General features: G+C 38.3%; 21 protein-coding genes. 11 read left to right on the top strand and 10 right to left on the bottom strand.

Annotation, left to right across the window (positions count from 1 at the left end; all coding sequences use genetic code 11):
- Positions 1-150: 150 nt before the first annotated feature.
- From N7548_RS03360 to N7548_RS03310, 11 genes are all read left to right on the top strand, one after another.
- Entirely contained in the window at positions 151-891 is a 741-nt protein-coding gene (locus N7548_RS03360; RefSeq protein WP_263608014.1) for a DUF975 family protein, read from the top strand.
- A 145-nt stretch (positions 892-1,036) separates the two neighbouring features.
- Positions 1,037-1,648 carry a hypothetical protein gene (locus N7548_RS03355; RefSeq protein ID WP_263608013.1) on the top strand — a complete coding sequence of 204 codons (612 nt, stop codon included), beginning with the start codon at positions 1,037-1,039 and terminating at the stop codon, positions 1,646-1,648.
- Positions 1,649-1,731: 83 nt separating this feature from the next.
- A complete protein-coding gene (locus N7548_RS03350; RefSeq protein WP_263608012.1) occupies positions 1,732-2,466 on the top strand; it encodes a sugar nucleotide-binding protein in 735 nt (244 codons plus the stop codon).
- Positions 2,467-2,565: 99 nt separating this feature from the next.
- Complete coding sequence (locus N7548_RS03345; protein ID WP_263608011.1) at positions 2,566-3,207, top strand: hypothetical protein; 642 nt, start codon at positions 2,566-2,568, stop codon at positions 3,205-3,207.
- A gap of 160 nt (positions 3,208-3,367) precedes the next feature.
- Positions 3,368-5,074: a helix-turn-helix domain-containing protein gene (locus N7548_RS03340; RefSeq protein WP_263608010.1), complete on the top strand. Its 1,707-nt coding sequence runs from the start codon at positions 3,368-3,370 to the stop codon at positions 5,072-5,074.
- 145 nt (positions 5,075-5,219) lie between these two features.
- Complete coding sequence (locus N7548_RS03335; RefSeq protein WP_263608009.1) at positions 5,220-5,534, top strand: PadR family transcriptional regulator; 315 nt, start codon at positions 5,220-5,222, stop codon at positions 5,532-5,534.
- The gene (locus tag N7548_RS03330) at positions 5,531-6,487 is read left to right on the top strand and encodes an HAAS signaling domain-containing protein (RefSeq protein WP_263608008.1); all 957 of its coding nucleotides are present in this window, start codon (positions 5,531-5,533) and stop codon (positions 6,485-6,487) included. The genes N7548_RS03335 and N7548_RS03330 overlap by 4 nt, the downstream gene beginning before the upstream one ends.
- A 158-nt stretch (positions 6,488-6,645) precedes the next feature.
- A complete protein-coding gene (locus tag N7548_RS03325; RefSeq protein WP_263608007.1) occupies positions 6,646-7,284 on the top strand; it encodes a cobalamin B12-binding domain-containing protein in 639 nt (212 codons plus the stop codon).
- On the top strand, positions 7,284-8,447 hold the full coding sequence (locus N7548_RS03320; protein ID WP_263608006.1) for an ABC transporter permease: 1,164 nt from the start codon (positions 7,284-7,286) through the stop codon (positions 8,445-8,447). Before N7548_RS03325 ends, N7548_RS03320 begins: the two co-directional genes overlap by 1 nt.
- Positions 8,440-9,132 (top strand): ABC transporter ATP-binding protein, encoded by a 693-nt coding sequence (locus N7548_RS03315; protein ID WP_263608005.1) that lies wholly within the window; start codon positions 8,440-8,442, stop codon positions 9,130-9,132. Before N7548_RS03320 ends, N7548_RS03315 begins: the two co-directional genes overlap by 8 nt.
- A 128-nt stretch (positions 9,133-9,260) precedes the next feature.
- Entirely contained in the window at positions 9,261-9,671 is a 411-nt protein-coding gene (locus N7548_RS03310) for an Hsp20/alpha crystallin family protein (RefSeq protein WP_263608004.1), read from the top strand.
- A gap of 38 nt (positions 9,672-9,709) precedes the next feature.
- Here the strand turns inward: N7548_RS03310 and N7548_RS03305 are convergent, their stop codons facing one another.
- The 10 genes from N7548_RS03305 to N7548_RS03260 all read right to left on the bottom strand — a co-directional run bounded on the left by N7548_RS03305 (position 9,710) and on the right by N7548_RS03260 (position 18,712).
- A complete protein-coding gene (locus N7548_RS03305; RefSeq protein WP_263608003.1) occupies positions 9,710-10,903 on the bottom strand; it encodes a ZmpA/ZmpB/ZmpC family metallo-endopeptidase-related protein in 1,194 nt (397 codons plus the stop codon).
- Between the two features lie 143 nt (positions 10,904-11,046).
- The gene (locus tag N7548_RS03300; RefSeq protein WP_263608002.1) at positions 11,047-12,465 is read right to left on the bottom strand and encodes a DEAD/DEAH box helicase; all 1,419 of its coding nucleotides are present in this window, start codon (positions 12,463-12,465) and stop codon (positions 11,047-11,049) included.
- Positions 12,466-12,588: 123 nt separating this feature from the next.
- Positions 12,589-13,332, bottom strand: coding sequence for a hypothetical protein (locus tag N7548_RS03295; protein WP_263608001.1), 744 nt, complete (start codon positions 13,330-13,332; stop codon positions 12,589-12,591).
- Positions 13,322-14,026, bottom strand: coding sequence for an ABC transporter ATP-binding protein (locus tag N7548_RS03290; protein ID WP_263608000.1), 705 nt, complete (start codon positions 14,024-14,026; stop codon positions 13,322-13,324). The genes N7548_RS03295 and N7548_RS03290 overlap by 11 nt, the downstream gene beginning before the upstream one ends.
- Before the next feature lie 186 nt (positions 14,027-14,212).
- Positions 14,213-14,680, bottom strand: a complete 468-nt coding sequence (locus N7548_RS03285) for an NUDIX domain-containing protein (protein ID WP_263607999.1) — start codon at positions 14,678-14,680, stop codon at positions 14,213-14,215.
- The gene (locus N7548_RS03280; protein ID WP_263607998.1) at positions 14,673-16,085 is read right to left on the bottom strand and encodes a glycoside hydrolase family 30 protein; all 1,413 of its coding nucleotides are present in this window, start codon (positions 16,083-16,085) and stop codon (positions 14,673-14,675) included. The genes N7548_RS03285 and N7548_RS03280 overlap by 8 nt, the downstream gene beginning before the upstream one ends.
- A gap of 73 nt (positions 16,086-16,158) precedes the next feature.
- Positions 16,159-16,686 (bottom strand): 2-oxoacid:ferredoxin oxidoreductase subunit gamma family protein, encoded by a 528-nt coding sequence (locus tag N7548_RS03275; protein ID WP_263607997.1) that lies wholly within the window; start codon positions 16,684-16,686, stop codon positions 16,159-16,161.
- Complete coding sequence (locus N7548_RS03270; RefSeq protein WP_263607996.1) at positions 16,679-17,425, bottom strand: thiamine pyrophosphate-dependent enzyme; 747 nt, start codon at positions 17,423-17,425, stop codon at positions 16,679-16,681. Before N7548_RS03270 ends, N7548_RS03275 begins: the two co-directional genes overlap by 8 nt.
- The gene (locus N7548_RS03265; RefSeq protein ID WP_263607995.1) at positions 17,422-18,489 is read right to left on the bottom strand and encodes a 3-methyl-2-oxobutanoate dehydrogenase subunit VorB; all 1,068 of its coding nucleotides are present in this window, start codon (positions 18,487-18,489) and stop codon (positions 17,422-17,424) included. The genes N7548_RS03270 and N7548_RS03265 overlap by 4 nt, the downstream gene beginning before the upstream one ends.
- Complete coding sequence (locus N7548_RS03260) at positions 18,482-18,712, bottom strand: 4Fe-4S binding protein (protein WP_373425170.1); 231 nt, start codon at positions 18,710-18,712, stop codon at positions 18,482-18,484. Before N7548_RS03260 ends, N7548_RS03265 begins: the two co-directional genes overlap by 8 nt.
- Between the last annotated feature and the right edge of the window lie 3 nt (positions 18,713-18,715).

Raw genomic sequence — 18,715 nt, 5'->3', positions numbered from 1 at the left:
AGTCCATATTTATTTTAGCACAACCGATTGAAATAAATATTCATTTTTTGACGATTTTAGGTTGAAATAACGCCATGAGGGCGGTATAATGACCTTGAAAAGTAAAACGTTGTTGTAAAGGCGTTTCCCTCTATGGGAGAAAGGGGATTTATGCGTTACATTCAGTACCATATCGATGCTTATAAGCTCGTATTTAAAAAGGGCTTCATGAATTTGGTGAAGCTATTGTTATTTTCAGTGATTCTATTGATTTCACTCGTCATTCCTGTCCTTACACCCATCGCATTGATCGCATCTGTTTCATTTTTTAAAGCGTTTCTTGAAAAAGGGGAAGCCGATTTGTTTGAAACGCTACGCGGTGTAGATATGACCGCTGACAGATATCTCAGATTGTTGATTGCATCGTTATTACAAATCGCGGTCATCGGTGCTGGGTATGTACTATTTGTCATTCCTGGTGTGATCTTCGCATTCGCGCTTGCACCGTTATTTTATATCATTACAATGCATCCAGACATCACCACTTCTGAAGCGTTCAAGTCTTCATTTGAGATGATGAATGGCAATAAATTAAACTTATTCATGTTGAGATTACTTGGCGCAGTCGTTCCAATGGTGCTTAGCTTGATCATCGCGATATTCGCGAGATTGGTACCATTTATCGGTATGATTTTGTCCTTAGGCTATACAATCATCCTACCGCTCATATTCGCTGAAATCATGATTGTGGATATGATGTTCTTTAAGGAAATCTCGGGATCAAAAGTATCCTTAGAACCTGAAGTGATCGTTGAAGAAAAACCGGTTAAGAAAGTCAAATTGCCAAAAGCGGTTGAAGCACCGAACAGTGAACCAGAAGCACCTGCTGAACCAGAACAACCTAAAGAATAAAGCTATGAAGGTTAATCCAAATTGAATGGGTTAACCTTTTTCTTATTGTAAAATCATAAATAATTGATTATAATAGGGCTAACAACCATCGATAAAATAAATAATTAATATTATTAGTCTTTTATGGTAAAGAAAGAGGTATACTATGCTCCAAGTGTGGCAAAAATATGGTGGATTTATTCATTTGGTTTTAAAAATCATGAGTGTGGTATTATTTTGGAATGCGATATCCAACTACACAAATGCCTATTGGACATTCATCAACATGTCACGTCACTTCTTCGGTTTCTTGGTGACACTTGGATTAGCATTGGCCCTTTTATCAGAGAGAAAATCCTATATATTAACAATGTTTATTGTCATTCAAGTATACAGTTTGTTTCTGAGTGCAACTTCCCTTTCACAACTCTTTTTCTGGAATCTAGATATATTTTGGTACCAATGGGTCTACACATTTATTCCAATCATTTTGATTCTGGTTAGTTTGGTTGGTTTGGCTCTAATTTTGAAACGCAGTGGATCTATCATCGTGATGATCTCTAGCATTTTGAGTGTCATTTATAACATGGTAGCGCTGGTTTTATTATTTAATGAGCTGCCTAAAGGTAATTATTCCTTCACACTGTACAACATCTTCATGGCTTTCATCGGACTACACTTCGCATTATTGCTCATGGTGTTTGTGTATAAACAATATTATAAGCACGACGTTTATCAACAAAAAACAAATCCATCAGACGAAATCCACTTTGAATAAAGGCTTTAATCCTAAGGCGAACGTACTGTTCGCTTTTTTCTTTTTGTTTTTTTTCGATATAATATAAACAGAGGGGTGATTGTATGAAAGTCATCATCACAGGTATGAATGGGACTGTTGCACCTTGGATTGCGAAAGTATATAAATCCAAAGGGTACGAAGTGGTTTCATTTGACCGCACAAAAACCAATATAGACAATGAAGATGCGATCTTAAAGTTCATTGAAACACAAGACCCCAGAGTCATCATTCATTGTGCACTAGGACCTGTCTCATGGGCAGAGTCTTTAGCACGCATTTCCCGAATGCTTGATATCACGTTTGTCTATACTTCTACCGTTTCTGTTTATGGTAACCAACAAAAAGGCCCATTTGTTGTCTCTGACCCTGTCATCCCCAATGACGATTATGGAACTTATAAAAAACAATGTGAGGACGCTTGTTTAGCCATCAATCCAAAATCCTATATTTTAAGGTTGGGTTGGCAAATCGGTTATGATGAACATAACAACCAAATGCTTCACTACATCCATGAAAAAATGAAGAGTGAAGGGGTCTGCAAGTTGTCATCTCGTTTTTACCCATCCGCTTCATTTTTAGAAGATACGGCTCAGTCGATTTACGCGGTTGTCCTCAATTTACCACCTGATATCTACTTACTCAACAGCAACCACAAATACAGTTTGTATGAGATTGGTCTATATTTAAAGAAACAACACCCGTTAATCAAGATTGAAGAGGATTTATCTTTTATATACGATAATCGAATGTTCGATATTCGTGTACCAATTAAAAAACTGTCGGAATTGATTGGTTAAGCTTTATTTTATTTAAATCATTTCAAAACCCATTCTAATGTCGTTGATAAAAGACCTTGAATGAACTATAATGAGAGAAACTAGAGGAGGATTTATTACATGAAATATGGTTATGGTTGGGTATTAAAATTTGTACTTGCTGCCATCCTACTTGGGGTAGGCATCTATATGGTATTTGCCAATGAGGTTGTCTATTTAATCACCGGTGTGGTCATTGTGATCTTCTCATTGTTTAGAGTGGTGCCTTTATTGAAAACCCTCAAAAAAGAAATTCTAAGAACCATCAACTTGATAGAAATCATTTTTGATACCATCATTGGTGGCGTACTCATTTATGTCGCTGCTACAGGTCAAATGGATAACAGTGAACTTTGGAAAGAAGTCTACCGTTATTCACTCGCATTCTTCTTCTATGCAAGAGCGTTGGTCTTCTTAAACTCTGTCGTGTTCTTAGGTGAAAAAACAGAAATTCCTAAATTCTGGATTCATATTCTCGCCATCACATTGGGTACCTATATCGCTGTAACACCTGATTTCTCTTATGAAACCGTTGGTATCTTCTTACTCATTGTCTCCTTAATCGGTGCAGCATACCTAGGTGTCGATGGATTTGGTGGTTATAAGAAATATCGTCAGTTCCAATTAGAGCTCAATCAAGGTAAAGAAAAACAAAAAGAAGTTCAACAGAAAAAAGAAGTTATTTTGGATGAACAAAAAGAAGATCGTCCATACGTTAATTAGTAAAAAGGCTTAAATATGCGAAAAACCACTATTTTTTAGTGGTTTTATTTTTTTCTATATTAAGGTAAAATAGGTTTGTCCACGATGCATAGATAGATTCTATTATCCGTGGGTAGTGCTTTTTTAATGATTATTATATCCTATGATTGAGGTGAGCCTAATGAATACAAAAACAACCGGGCAGTTTATTTCCAAAAAACGTAAAGAAAAGAAAATGACTCAAAGCGAACTCGCAGAAATCTTACAAGTCACAGATAAGGCGATATCGCGATGGGAGACAGGTGAAGGCTATCCAGAAGTCACCATTCTCCCCAAACTCGCATACACATTGGGTGTGTCTGTAGATGAGTTACTCAGTGGTGATCAATCCATAGAATGTGAAACAACCTCTATCAAAGTCGTTTCATTATTTGAAATGATGTCGCGTGTGTCACTCGCATTTATATTATTTGGTTTGTTGATTGGAATTGGTTTGATTTATTTGAAGGAAGATAAATTTGTTAGTTTGATTCCTTTATCGATTGGTTGGTTCATCGGATTTGTGGTCTATCAATATGGTAAATACCAATACATCCGTTCATCCGTATTTAATGATTTGGATAAGTTTACCATTTATCGACAATCTAAACTTCAAATCATCACACTGATTTCTTCTATCGCAATCTTATTACCTCAATTTGTTCTAAAATATATCGTTGAAGAAATGGGTTATGGCATGATTTATATCCTTAATGAAGACTATTTGGATTTTCTAAGTTTCCTATGGTCAAGTGCGGTGACGCTCATGTTATCGATACCGATATCGATGGTAGTTTTAAAAATCTATAAATCGGTGACTTACAAACATGAAAGCATCGTTCATAATCAGAACATTTATCGAACAATCATGGCAGGTATGTTCTTATTCATATTCATCTTCTTTGGTATTATGATTTATGATTTCGTATGGAGCACGATGGATCGATTGATGTTCTTCATACCTATTGTGATATTATTACCCAATGTGTATTTAGCTATAGTGGATAAAAAGGGTGCCATTGGTCTATTGATTTCAATGGTGTTGTCGATTGGGTTAATCCTGACCAGCGTTGCTCATGATCGAACCGTTCCATTCGATCAACCAGGACAGTTTATAGAATATTTCGATTACTCTTCTGCATTCTTCTTAATAACCTGGATAGGTTCTGCGTTCATGATGATTTATGAAGTCAAGACAGAACAAAGATACAACGAACGCTTCTTCAGTTATTTAAGAAACATCATCATCACATTGACATTCATTGTGTTATTCTTCACTTACACAGAAAGAAGCATGCATGCTTTTTCAGGATTTGTTACCATTCCAGCGATTTTGATTGGATTTGGTTTTGAAATACTTTTTAGAAAACCCAAATACTTGAAGAAGACTTTCTTCATTTTAATACCTGTTTTATTGATGGTATTATTGCTTAGTGTTACCCAACCTGTCCTCTATACCAAATACCGAATCGATGCTTACATTTGGGATGTGGTCAAAGGATTTAGTATCATCAATCCAGCTTTCAATATTCATGGTAGTTATTGGATTTTGATCCCGCCGATTGGTTTATTTGTTTTGATCCTAATGTTTGGAGCGAAACATGTCTTGATCAAAAATAAGTGGATCCATTTGGGTCTAGACAGCTTATTCTCTTTATTATTCCTTGGATTGGCCTTATTCACTTGTATCCTTTCCATCGATTATAGTAGCATGATGGTTCAAGTCATTGACTATTATCCTTCTGGCATTTCCACAGGTGCATTCATGTGGATTACTGTTGGGTTATCGATGTCCATTCTCACCTGGATCAACACGGCCATTCGTATGGTCGATCAACCAAGCTTATAACTCACACCCCCCCCGTTTAGTGTGGTTATATAACAAAGGCACAGACCTCCTGAATCTGTGTCTTTTATTTTTTTTATTTTGGGTATTGTGTTTCGCACAGTACTGTTGTATACTGGTATTGTGCAAGACACAGTAGGGGGTATGTATGAATTCTCAATTCAAAAAAGGGATCCTTGAAATGTGTATTTTGAAACTCATCAATGATAAAAAGATGTATGGGTATGAAGTGATTGATACCTTATCGAGAATTATCGATGTCTCAGAAAATACCGTTTATCCCATTTTAAGACGACTGACCACTTCTGGGTATTTCGACATTCAAATGGAAGAAACCCCATATGGTGCACCGCGTAAATATTATGTGACTACCCAAGCGGGTAAAGATGCGTTAAAACAATACCAGGATGAATGGAGTTCATTCTTGTCTGGGGTAATGAAAATCATGGAGGAACAACGATGAAAGCAGATTATCTAGTATCACTTAAAGAAGCATTAAATAAATACACCAACAATTACGCAGATATCAAAGACATTCTCAAAGATTATGAAGAAATGTATGAAGATGGGTTGGCTTCAGGTAAATCTGAAGCGGCTATTGAAGCGATGTTAGGAGACCCACATGAAGTGGTTGAAGCCTTAAAAGACACCTTAACACAAAAACAAGTCAGACGTACTCAAGGGAATAAAATCGTCGCGGTATCGCCTTTTATCGCAACCATCTGCTTTTTCATCAGTGGGTTCTATTTTGATGGTTGGCAATATGGTTGGTTGTTCTTCTTGATGATTCCGATGTTAGGCATTATATTCAACTCTCCAAGACGTGATCGTATCGTCGCATTAGCACCGTTTATATCCGTCATCGCGATGATGTTGATTGGGTTCTTAACTGGTTATTGGGAATACGCATGGTTACCATTCTTATCGATTCCGGTCTTAGGTTACTTCACCCATGGTAAAAAACTGGATGCGTGGGTATTCTTCATTTTAATTCTTTTAGGCATCGCAGGGTATGTTGTTTTCGGTCAGATGTATGGATTCAATCTCTCTTGGTTGTCCTTCACCCCAGCGATCATCTATAGTTTCTTAAGAGGGGATATCGCAATATCCTTTGGCAATCTCCAAGGTCAAGAAAGACGTAAGACATTATTCTTCCTCGGTTTTAGCATCAGTATGATCGCGTTATTCTTATTGATTGGTTATTTCTATAACGCGTGGGCATGGAGCTGGCAATTTGTGTTATTCATCCCGATGATGGCTGTATCTTTATTTGGTAGAGCGAACATCATCGCCCTCATGCCATTCATTTCTGTCATCATCTTCTATTCCTTGGGATATTTCTTGGATATGTTCCATATCTCATGGATAGCGTTCTTACTCATTCCAATCACAGCCATTCTCGCATCCAAAAATTAGAGGTGAAAACCTCTTTTTTCTTGGTTTCTATTTGATTGTGTCAAATTAAATTGTATACAATGCTTTTTAGTTGAAATTCGAAATATTTGGTGTTACACTATATCACGAAAGTTATAAAATTGTTATAATATAATAAAGTAACGCTACAGGAGGAGACTATGAATCCCTATTATCCAGCATTTTTAAAGCTCGTCAATGAAGAAAATAAAGACGAAGCGATGTTGTATGTCCAAAACTTACTTAAAGAAAAAAAGATTGAGTTATATGAACTCTACGATTTCTTTTTAAGGCCCGTATTAAATGAATTTGAGTGTACTTTTGAAGATGAAGAGATTTGTATTTGGAAGGAACATGTCAGAACATCGATTGTGAGAACCATTCTTGAATCGACATACCCTTATTTAATTGAAGCTAAAAAATCGGTTCAAAAGAACAACCAAAAAGTGGTTGTGGTATGTCCGAGTGAAGAGTTCCATGAAGTCGGTGCCATCATCGTCACCAACTACTTCTCCCTCGCTGGCTTTGATGCACAGTACATTGGTGCGAACACACCAAAGAATGACATCATCTCAGCTGTAAAAGCATTAAAACCAGATTATTTAGCTATCTCCGTAACCAATTATTACAACTTGGTAGTGACCAAACAAATCACCGAACAAGTCAAAGGTTTATACCCCAATGTGAAAATCATTGTGGGTGGTAACGCCTTTAATAAACCAGGTGCACTCGATCATTTGGTCTATGATTATCACTTAACCCATAAAGACGACATCTTTAAGTTAGGGGGCAATCACTAATGAAACTCGCTTTTCAAATCGCATCTCGATTTTTAAAATCGGGTAAATTACAAACCTTATTCATTATTTTAGGGATTGGGGTTGGGGTCTCTGTTCAAGTATTCATTGGAGCGTTGATTTCCGGTCTTCAAAAAAGTTTGGTAGACACCACCATTGGTAACAGTTCTCAAATCACCATTACCCGTGAGGATGAAGGTTACATCTCTGATTATGACGCTTTGATTGAAGATATTTTAAACAGTGATTCTCGCATTAGGGTGGCAGCTGGTAACTTCAATGTGGCTGGGTCTTTGGAACAAAACACCGAAACCTTACCGGTGCTTGTTAGAGGATTTAACTTAGAACAAGCCGATGGTATTTATAAATTATCCGATAAGTTGACTGAAGGTAGATTACCTAACGCCACCAACGAAGTCATTCTTGGACTATTTTTCCAAAGTGAATTCGATTTAAATGTGGGTGACACGATCACCATTCAAGTACCGCTTAAAGGAAACACCACCTTAACCGTGGTTGGCTTCTTCGACTTTGAAGTTAAGAGTGTCAATGAGTTGTGGGCGGTTTCGACATTAGAAACCACACAATCGTTATTCCAAGTAGGCGATGTGGTTTCATCAATTGAATCTCAAGTGCGTGAATCGGCGTATTTTGACGCCGACGCGATTTCACTTTCTGTTCAAAATGAAATTGGTTCTGAATATGTCACATCCAACTGGATTGAAAATAACGCCTCTTTACTATCTGGTTTACAAGGACAAAGCATTTCTTCTTTGATGATTCAAGTGTTCGTCTTGATTTCCGTGGTACTTGGGATCGCATCCATCCTCGCCATCATCGTTTTACAAAAGTCCAAACAAATTGGTATTTTAAAAGCGATGGGGATCAAGAACAGCGACGCTTCCCTCATCTTCTTATTCCAAGGTTTGATTTTGGGTATCTTCGGTGCTTTAACCGGGGTATTGTTGGGGATTGGACTATTGGTATCCTTCCAAACCTTCGCGATTGACGCGACGACAGGTGACCCAGTCATTCCGCTCAATATCGAATACAGTTTTATCGCGTTATCCGCTTTAATCGCGGTGGGTGTATCGACGGTTGCGGCACTGGTACCTGCACGCAAGTCTTCTAAATTATCTGTCATCGAGGTGATCCGCAATGCTTAATACTGTGATGGAACTCAAAGGCATCACCAAAGTATACGGTGAGAAAATCAAAACCCAAGTCTTGTTTGGGGTAGATTTACAATTTTACGAGGGCTCATTCAACGCCATCATTGGTCAAAGTGGTTCCGGTAAATCCACATTGATGAATATCCTAGGGACACTTGATAACCCAACCGATGGTGAAATATTCATCAATGGTCAAAATACCAAATCGATGAAAGCCAATGAGATTTCCTTCTTGAGAAATCAAAACATTGGATTCATCTTCCAATTCCACTATTTGTTACCAGAGTTTACTGCATTAGAAAACGTCTTGATGCCTTATAAAATCTCGAAACAAAAGATAACACCAGAGATTTTAGACCGTGCCAATGAACTATTAGACTTTGTTGGGTTGAAGAAAGTTAAAAACAATCTCGCCAAAAACATGTCTGGTGGTCAACAACAACGTGTCGCGATTGCGAGAAGTTTAATCAATAATCCGAAGATCATTTTAGCCGATGAACCTACCGGTAATTTGGATAGCGATTCTACAGAACAAGTATATACGCTATTAAGAGAAATCAATGCCAAATACAAAACCACTTTCATCATCATTACGCATGACAGAAAGATTGCAGAAAAAGCCGATAGAATCATCGAAATCAAAGATGGTCGAATCAATATCGATGTTTTAAACAATTAAGAGACTTTATGTCTCTTTTTTTATCACATTTTTGGCACTCAATACTTGACAGTGCCAATTTATCGTATTATAATATAAGTGAACTTAGGAGATAAGTTCAAGAACAATAGAAAAAGGAGAGATGTTTTATGTTGAGTTTACTCAAAAAAGACCGAGACTTCTTTGATAGCTTGTTCGATGAATTAAGAGTCGCACCATTTGGTAATGATGTCTCCATGAGAACAGATATCAAAGAAAATGACCATGGCTATGAACTAGCCATCGAAATGCCTGGCTTTGACAAGCAGGATGTAAAAGTGAGCCTAGAGGAAGGGTATCTATTGGTAGAAGCGGAAAGAAAGCATGAAACCAATAACGACGACCCTAAAGGCAAATTCATTCGTCGTGAACGTTATTATGGCGTGATGAGACGTAGTTTCTATGTAGGCGATGTTCACATGGATGACGTGAAAGGATCCTTCGATAAAGGGGTCTTGAAGATTCAAATCCCGAAAGAATCCAAGAAAATTGAAACCAAGAAATATTTGGAACTAGAATAATGAAAATCGGAGCCGCTGTTTGGCTCCGATTCTTTATTTTATACTTGGTTATGGATGAGTTTGGGGTATAGATTGTCGATTCGGTAAATGGTTAAGTCTAATCCTAAGGTTTGAGTCCAAAAATCGGTATCCATTTGTGAATCCTGGATTTGATTGGTTAAAGGCACTGTGAAAGATTGATTCTGATAATATAAAACATTTTCTTCAACCACATAGGTATCACTATAGATACGTCCAGTAAATAACACATCATAATCATAATCGTGGTATGTAGGGGTGATTACTGCAACGGATGTAGCACCTGTAATGTCCCCGTGGACAATCAACCCGCTCAACTCGGTATCCGATGAACTACCGACAATACCACCGACATACATTTGACAAGTGATATCCATATGGCTATATGTGTTTTGAATGACCCCATGAAATGAATGTCCTGCAATACCGCCAACATGCATGTAAGCAGTAATGCTGCCCTCCGTATAGGATTGATCGATGAGGCCTGAATTCGATCCTGTGATGCCACCAACATTACCTGATTCTGGTGCATAGATGGTTCCGCTGAATGAACTTCTACGAATGATTTTAGAACTTCTTCCCACCAAACCACCAATCGATCCATCATGTTTTATGGACCCACTCACATGAACATTTTCAATCACACCATTGTTATAGTTACTTAATCCACCAATCTCGCCATTGGTTTGTAGATCAATATCCACATCCACTAGATACAAGTTTTTAATTTCACCGGTAATGATTGTACAAAACAAAGGGGTCTTTAAATGTTGAATTTGATGATTATTGCCGTCTAAAGTGCCTTCAAAACGGCGGATTAAACAATTTTCTGCATATGGATCCATGGATTTAATTTCGATATCTTTTGTGAGTTCAAAGGTCCCACTAGGATTCCATGAAAATCTTTCTAACTGTTTTGCAGAGGAAATGGTGATGACCCCATATTCCAAATAGGATAGTGTGCTTATGGATGTCAGGGTTAACAGTATGATACTCCAAAAGGTGAGACGACTTTTTATTAACGTGTTTGGCTTCAATAATTTGGTGATTGTAATGATAAAAATCCCTACGGATTGTGAAAATATAAAGAAGGGGTTGAACAAAGGTAATCCATATATGATGATTAAACAAACGCTTAAAAAGAGTTGTAATTGAAAAAAAGCATAAGTGTATTTGATGTGTCTTCGAATGCTTGATAAATCATAATCGTTCATGTTAAACCTCATTTATCAATGTTTTTATCTAATATTTATTCTAGTGTGCATATTATACAAAAATTATACACTTATCCATACAAATGGTCAATCATGCATTCGTTCAAAAAAATAAATCGGAGCCACTTATTGGCTCCGATGCTTTATTTGACTGCTCTTCTGTTTTTGTTGTTTTGGTTACGCTTAGGTTGTTGGACCTTCATATAGTTATTGACTGGTTTGGTCGGTCCAAACTTGCTTTTAGGGGCTAAGTTTTTTAATCCGTTCATATCTTTCTTCTCCGGCTTTTGTTCAGATTGTTCTTTTTTCATTTTGGTTTTTGGTTTTGAATCATAATTTGGTTTTAATGGGTTGAATGCTTTTGTTTTTGGTTGTGGATTGGGTTTAGATGTTTTAGCCTTGGGTTGACCTGCATTATTCGACATATCTTTAGACACAGGATACACATGAACCACTTCATTAATAGTCATCTTAATGTGTTTTTCGATGTCTTTCAATAAGCTGAGTTCTTTTGGATCACACAAAGAAATGGCTTTACCATCTAATCCAGCACGACCTGTTCTACCAATACGGTGGATATACGTTTCTGGGGTTTCGGGTAAATCATAGTTGACAACAAAGCTTAGTGCTTCAATGTCAATCCCTCTGGCTGCGATGTCGGTCGCGACCAACACTTGGGTTTTGCCTTTTTTAAAGTTGAGCAATGCGCGTTCACGGGCACTTTGAGATTTATTTCCATGAATCGGTTCGGCCGATACATTCGCCTTGGTGAGTTCTGTTACCAATTTGTTCGCGGTGTGTTTGGTTCGCATGAAAACGAGGACGGACTTCATCTTGTAGGAAGTGATCAAATCCACGAGAAGCTTCGTTTTATTCCCTTTGTTGACGTGGTAAATCGATTGTTCGATGACATCAATCGTTTGATTGACTGGGACGATCGATACACGCACTGGGTCATTTAAAATGGTTTTGGATAAGGTTTCAATTTCCTTCGGCATCGTCGCTGAGAACAACATTGTTTGACGTGCTTTTGGTACGTACTCAATGATCTTGTTCACATCTTTGATGAATCCCATATCAAGCATACGGTCAGCCTCATCTAAGACCAAATACGATACGTGTTGTAAGGAGATGAACCCTTGATGCATCAAATCGAGCAGTCTGCCTGGGGTCGCGATTAAAACATCGACACCTTTAGCCAAGGCTTCTTCTTGTTTCTTTTGAGAGACACCACCATAAATCACAGTGCTTCTTTGATTGACGAATTTCGCGTATAAGGTGAAATTCTCATAGATTTGACTCGCCAGTTCTCTGGTTGGGGTCAAAATCAACGCACGGATGTGGCGATGGTTCGAATCGGGTCTTTCGATATATAAGTTTTGGAGGATGGGTATCGCAAACGCAGCGGTTTTACCGGTGCCGGTTTGCGCACTCCCTAAGATGTCTTTTTTGCTTAATAGCACAGGAATCGCATCGGTTTGAATCGGGGTAGGTTCTTTGTATCCCGCAATCGCGATCGATTTTAAAATCGGGTCAATAATGTTTAAATCTCTAAATGTCATGTCGTTTCACTTTCTTCAAAAAAAATATGAGGTGTTTGGTAACACCCCATAAAAATTGCTTTTATATTTTTGTTACAACCCAGTATACCATGATAGAACGTAAATGCATACACTTTTGTTTTTTTATTGTAATTCGAGTTTACGGTCAATGATGAAATAGGTCATGATGTAAAAGGCTACCGATAAAACAAAATAAATACCGACAAACACCCAAATAGAATTGAAATCTTCAAAGACGGCTGTTGAGAGCGACATATAAGCCCCAAGGAAAATCGATGAGACTAAGGAAGTGGCTTGACTGATTGCGAAGTATAACAAAATCCCAATCAAAATCTTCTTCTCACCTTTATAAATCATGTTAAGTAACGCGAATAAGAAGAACAACATGCCAATGACATAGATCGCATAGATGATACCAGCTGTGATGATGGTAAATGTTTCATAGGGGTATCTAGACATCAATCCAAATAATTCACCTAAAATATCGAATATGTTTTGTTGAAAAGCATTTAAGATAAATAAAGATGCTGCGAAGATACTAACCAAAATCGATACCAAGAACCACATCATATTGATGAGGACTTTGGACACCATGATTTCAATTGAAGTCGCTGGGGTTGTAAATAATAAATAACCAGGTTTACCAAACACCCTTTGACCGAGGTTAATGATGATGGTATAAAACGTAAATAACATCGTAATCCCAACCAAAGTCAATAACAAACCGGTAAATGTTAGTGTCGCTGAAATGCTTTGGATGTTATAACTGAATGACGTGATGAGTGTCATTAAAATGACCCCGGCATAAATCGGTAAGAATTTACGATAAGAAGATAAAATCTCGTGTTTCATCAATCTAGCGAGCATATCTAAATACCTCCTTAAAGATTTCTAGTAAGGACTTATTCTTTTCCATAATTAATTCATCTAGGTTTTGATGTAACATCACTTCACCTTGTTTTAAGAAAATGACTTCATCAAACAGGTCTTCGACATCGTAAATTTGATGGGTGGATAACAATATGGTTGCGTCTGAGTTTCGATAATTCATGATGGTTTCAAGAATGATTTCTCTCAACGCTGGGTCTACCCCACCAATCGGTTCATCAAAGATGTATAGTTTCGCATCTCTAGACAACACCAAGGCAAGTTGAAGCTTTTCTTGATTACCCTTGGAGAGTTTACGAATCAAATCCCGACTCGGAATTTGAAACTGATAAATCAACTCGTTGAAACGTACAGGGCTAAAGTCTTCATACATGTCCATAAAATAGTTTTTCAAATCATTGATCTTCATCCATGAATCAAAATACAATTGGTCTGGTAAATACGAAACTATGGCTTTAGTCTCAGGTCCTAATAATTTCCCATCAATGGTTACAGAGCCTTCATACTGTTGTAAAAGGCCTGTTAAGATTTTGATGAGTGTGGTTTTGCCGGACCCGTTTGGTCCGAGCAATCCAATGATCTTCCCGCTGGTTAAGTCTAAATTGACATTTTTCAGCGCTTGGGTTTGACCATAGGATTTGGTTAAATTTTTAATACTGACAATATTGTCCAAATCGATCACCTCTAGTTATGATTATAGACTTTTTCAAAAGTAATGTATATATGAAAAACATAATTTACTTTTATTCATCTAACATCCTATGCTTTCTACCTCTCATTATACAAATCATTGTGTCAAAGTTATGAACTTTTAAGACATTTCCATTAACAAAAGAAAAAAGCGTGTTTTCACACACTTTTAGTCCACTTTAATATCAAAATTGCCCTTCACCCAAGCATCAATCCAAGCGATATCGGTTGGTTTGAGAGGTTTTGGTAATTGATTTTTACCATAGAAGTCAAGTCCATGGGACTCCTCATCTTTAATCAAGATTGGTTTTTCAGATAATTTGGTATAGAGTACGATGACGACGTAATAGGTGATATCCCCATTGGGATAGATGGTTATTTGAGATTCGCCTGAATAAATGCCAAAGAGTTCTAGGTTTTTTACCTGAATGCCCGTTTCTTCAAACAATTCTCTTCTCGCAGCCTCGATCACTTTTTCATCGAGTTCGACATTCCCACCTGGGGTACCATAATCGTTAGTATCGCTACGGTGTTGTAGGAGAATTTGATTGTCATATTCAACAATGATGCCTGTGGATACACTTCTGATCGGGGTGTTTCCAACGATGGCGCGTATGTCTTTGATGTAGTTACTCATATAAAGCCGTTCCATCAAATGTGACTGTAGACATGCGTTTAATCAAGTAATTGAAGGTATGACCGTCGATATCGACTTGGATGAGCATATCGGCGTTGGTTTTATTGTGTGCAACAATCACAACCGATCCATCCGGGTTGGTAAAAGCACTGGTAATCAAGTTTGGTGAGGTGGATTTCGCATCAATTCTGCTCGCATCCTTATCCACAAACTTAGAGAAATGACCAATCATATAGTATTCTTCATTTAATGTATAGGTATCATTATCATTCACGGTGACCACACCTCTACAGTTGGTACAACCCCCATTTTGAGGGCCATCTTGTTCATCTAAAGCGAGATTCCATAACAATACAGAACGAGCCCCGTAATTTAATGAACCCATAAAGACATTTTCAAGGTTCCAACTGATGTTGGATGCGAAATTGGTTGCCCAACGGCCACCCGAACATTCGGTAAACCAAATACCACGATCAGGGTAACTGGTTTGGATGGCTTGTTGTGCAGTGTAATTACCTGCATAACAGTGGAACGCAACGCCATCCAAATACGGTTCGATGTCTTCATTATTCAATAAGGCTTGAGGATAATAGGTATTGTCCCAGTTGTGGTCATAGCCAATGATTTTGGTATCAATGTTGTTTTCTTCAAATTTTGGCCCTAAGACTTTGATGAAATTGATTTGTTGAGCCACAGTCATCATCATCGATGGGTAACCACTGGTTTCATGGAGTGGTTCATTTTGAGGGGTAACCGCGTAGATCGGTAACCCTGCAGCGTCATACGCTTCAATGAATTTGACAAAGTAATCGGCATAAACAGCGTGATAGATTGGATTGAGTGAACCCCCATTGAGTTTTTGTGGGGATTTCATCCAAGCTGGGGCACTCCACGGAGAACCCATGAGTTTCAAGTCCGGATTGAGGGCTAGGGCCTGTTGTAAGCGGGGAACAACATAGAGCAAGTCTCTTTGGATGGAGAACTGTTCTAATGTCATGTCGGTACCACTGGTGAGGTCATTATAGGTATAGTTATTCAAAGCGAAATCAGACGCACCCATCGGGATACGAACAAAATCAATACCGATACCTGTTTCGCCAAACAACGCAGTCATCACTTCGTTGCGTTTGGTTTCGGATAAACTTGATAATACATACGCAGCGGATTCAGACATCGCTGCCCCAAATCCATCGATGGTTTGATATTTTTTTTTGGTATCTACCGTGATTTTATAGATGGAAGGATTGGCTTCACCCGATGTGATGTCAATGCCTTCGGATAGTAACGATGTTTTATCACCTGTGGTGAGATACGGTTTAAATGTATACGATTTAATTTGCTTAGACTGACAACCAGCCAATAAAAACAATAACAACATCAAGGTTGTTAAAACCATTTTTTTCATGGAGCCACCTCTTAACGTAAAAACTGCACGCTTTTATCATAACATGATAGCGTGCAGTTTGTTTCCTATTTTTTTAAGCCGCTTGACCTAAATTGAATGCCTGTTTATTGACATCAATAAGGTGTTCTTTCTTTGAACCAAAGAAATATTTTAACGATTCGATGATGGTTTGTTCATCAAATAGGTTGGTTCGTTTGAGATAAGCACCTAGCAATACAAAGTTGATAGCTCTCGATTCACCAATAGAAATGGCTAAATCATTGGCTTTGACCCCTTTGGATTGGTATTTAGGTTGTTCATCTAAATGAATCAAAGATTCGTTATAAAGCATGAACCCATCGTTTTTAACGGTGTGTTTAAACTTTTGATAACTTGGTTCATTTAAAACGATGAGGTCATCCGAGTCTTTAAATACAGGTGAATAGATCGGTGTATCTGAAATGGTCACCATACAGTTGGCTGTCCCACCTCTGGTTTCAGGACCATAAGTCGGTACCCAAATGGCGTGCATCCCTTTGAGTGTAGCACTGTAGGCTAAAATTTGACCTAATAACATAACCCCTTGACCACCAAATCCAGCGATACGAATGGTTTTAGTCATGTTTGGTCACATCCTTATAAACACCTAATGGGAAGACTGGCACCATTTGTTCTTCAACCCACTTCATCGCGTTGATCGGTGTCATACCCCAGTTGACTGGGCAAGTCGATAAAACTTCGATCATCGTAAAACCTTTCTTTTCAAGTTGTAAAGTAAAGGCTTTTTTCACTGCATTTTTGACTTTTTTAACGTTTTGAGGGCTCGTTAACGCCACTCTTTCCAAATACGCTACACCATCTAGATGGGAAAGCATTTCAGTGACTTTAATCGGATAACCTTGGTTATGTGGATCTCTACCGAGTTGTGACGTAGTTGTTTTTTGACCGACCAAGCTGGTTGGAGCCATTTGACCACCCGTCATACCATAGGTAGCGTTATTCACGAAAATAACTGTAATGTTTTCACCACGGTTCGCGGCGTGAATCGTTTCTGCAATCCCAATGGATGCGAGATCGCCATCGCCTTGATAGGTAAATACCACATTGTCTGGTAAAACACGTTTGATGCCTGTCGCGGTAGCGCAAGCACGACCATGTGGTGCTTGTTGCATATCGCAATTAAAATATTCATATGAATAGACTGAACATCCAACAGAAGCGACACCAACAGTCTTGCCTAAAACGCCAAGTTCGACTAAAACTTCCGCTACAATTTTATGCAATATGCCATGTGTACACCCTGGACAATAATGCGTTTTGCGTTCTGTTAAACCCAATGATTTTTCATATCTTACAGTCATGATATCACCCATTTCTTAAAGTTGATAATGGCATCTCTGATTTCAGTTGGATCCGGAACCATCCCGCCAGTACGCCCATAAAAGGCAATCTCATGTCTTCCTTTATTCGCGATTTCAACGTCATCTAGCATTTGTCCTAAAGACATTTCAGTGACTAAAATACCTTTGCAGGACTCAGGAATTTGGTCAAATGCTTTTTTAGGAAATGGCCAAACGGTAATTGGACGAATCATTCCGACATTAATACCCACTTCCTTGAGCATTTCAATCGAGCTTCTCGCAATTCTCGCAACCGATCCATAAGCTACTATTACATAGTCAGGATTCTCCATATTAAACATTTCGACTTTCACTTCGTTTTGTCTGATGGCATCATACTTCGCTTTTAAGTTTAAATTGTGTTCTTCTAATCTTGGTGCGTCTAAATATAACGAATTGACAATGTTTCTACCTGGATGATGTTCTGTACCAATTGTTGCCCATGATTTTTCAGGGAGCTTTCTTTTGGGTACTTCTTTATCCATATCGACCGCTTCCATCATTTGACCGATGAGACCATCGATCAATATCATGACTGGGTTTCGATAAATATCGGCGATATCAAAGCCTTCTTTGATATAATCGACAGTTTCTTGAATCGATTCTGGTGCGATAACCACGGTATGATAATCCCCATTACCGCCACCACGGGTAGCTTGGTAGTAATCGGCTTGAGACGGTTGAATACCACCTAAACCAGGACCACCACGCATGACTGATACAATCAAGCACGGTAGTTCTGCACCAGCAATATAGGACATGCCTTCTTGTTTTAAAGCAATCCCAACCGATGAAGATGACGTCATGACACGTTTACCTGCGCCAGCTGCACCATAAACCATGTTGATGGCAGCAACTTCTGATTCTGCTTGAACAAAGACTTTACCATGTTCAGGCATGTATTTTGATAAATATTCAGGCACTTCGTTTTGTGGGGTAATTGGATACCCAAAATAAGCATCTACCCCTGCACTAATCGCGGATAAAGCAATCGCTTCATTACCCTTAATGAGTTTTTTAGGCATCGTGCTTTACCACCTTGATGACAGAGTCCGGACAGATGACTGCACAAAACGTGCAGCCGATGCATTTGTCGATGTCTAAGACATCCACGAGTGCGTAACCTGAGGCATTCATTCGGGTATTCGACATACCCAAGATTTTAACTGGACAGCTATTGACACATAGCTCACAGCCTTTACAAGCATCGTTGTTAAAATCCAGTTGATACTTAGCCAATAGAATCACTCC

Source organism: Paracholeplasma manati (assembly GCF_025742995.1).
In the GTDB taxonomy this organism is placed as follows: Bacteria; Bacillota_I; Bacilli_A; order Acholeplasmatales; family UBA5453; genus Paracholeplasma; species Paracholeplasma manati.
The sequence above is the reverse complement of the archived record's forward strand: the minus strand, read 5'-3'. Positions and strand labels throughout refer to the sequence as shown.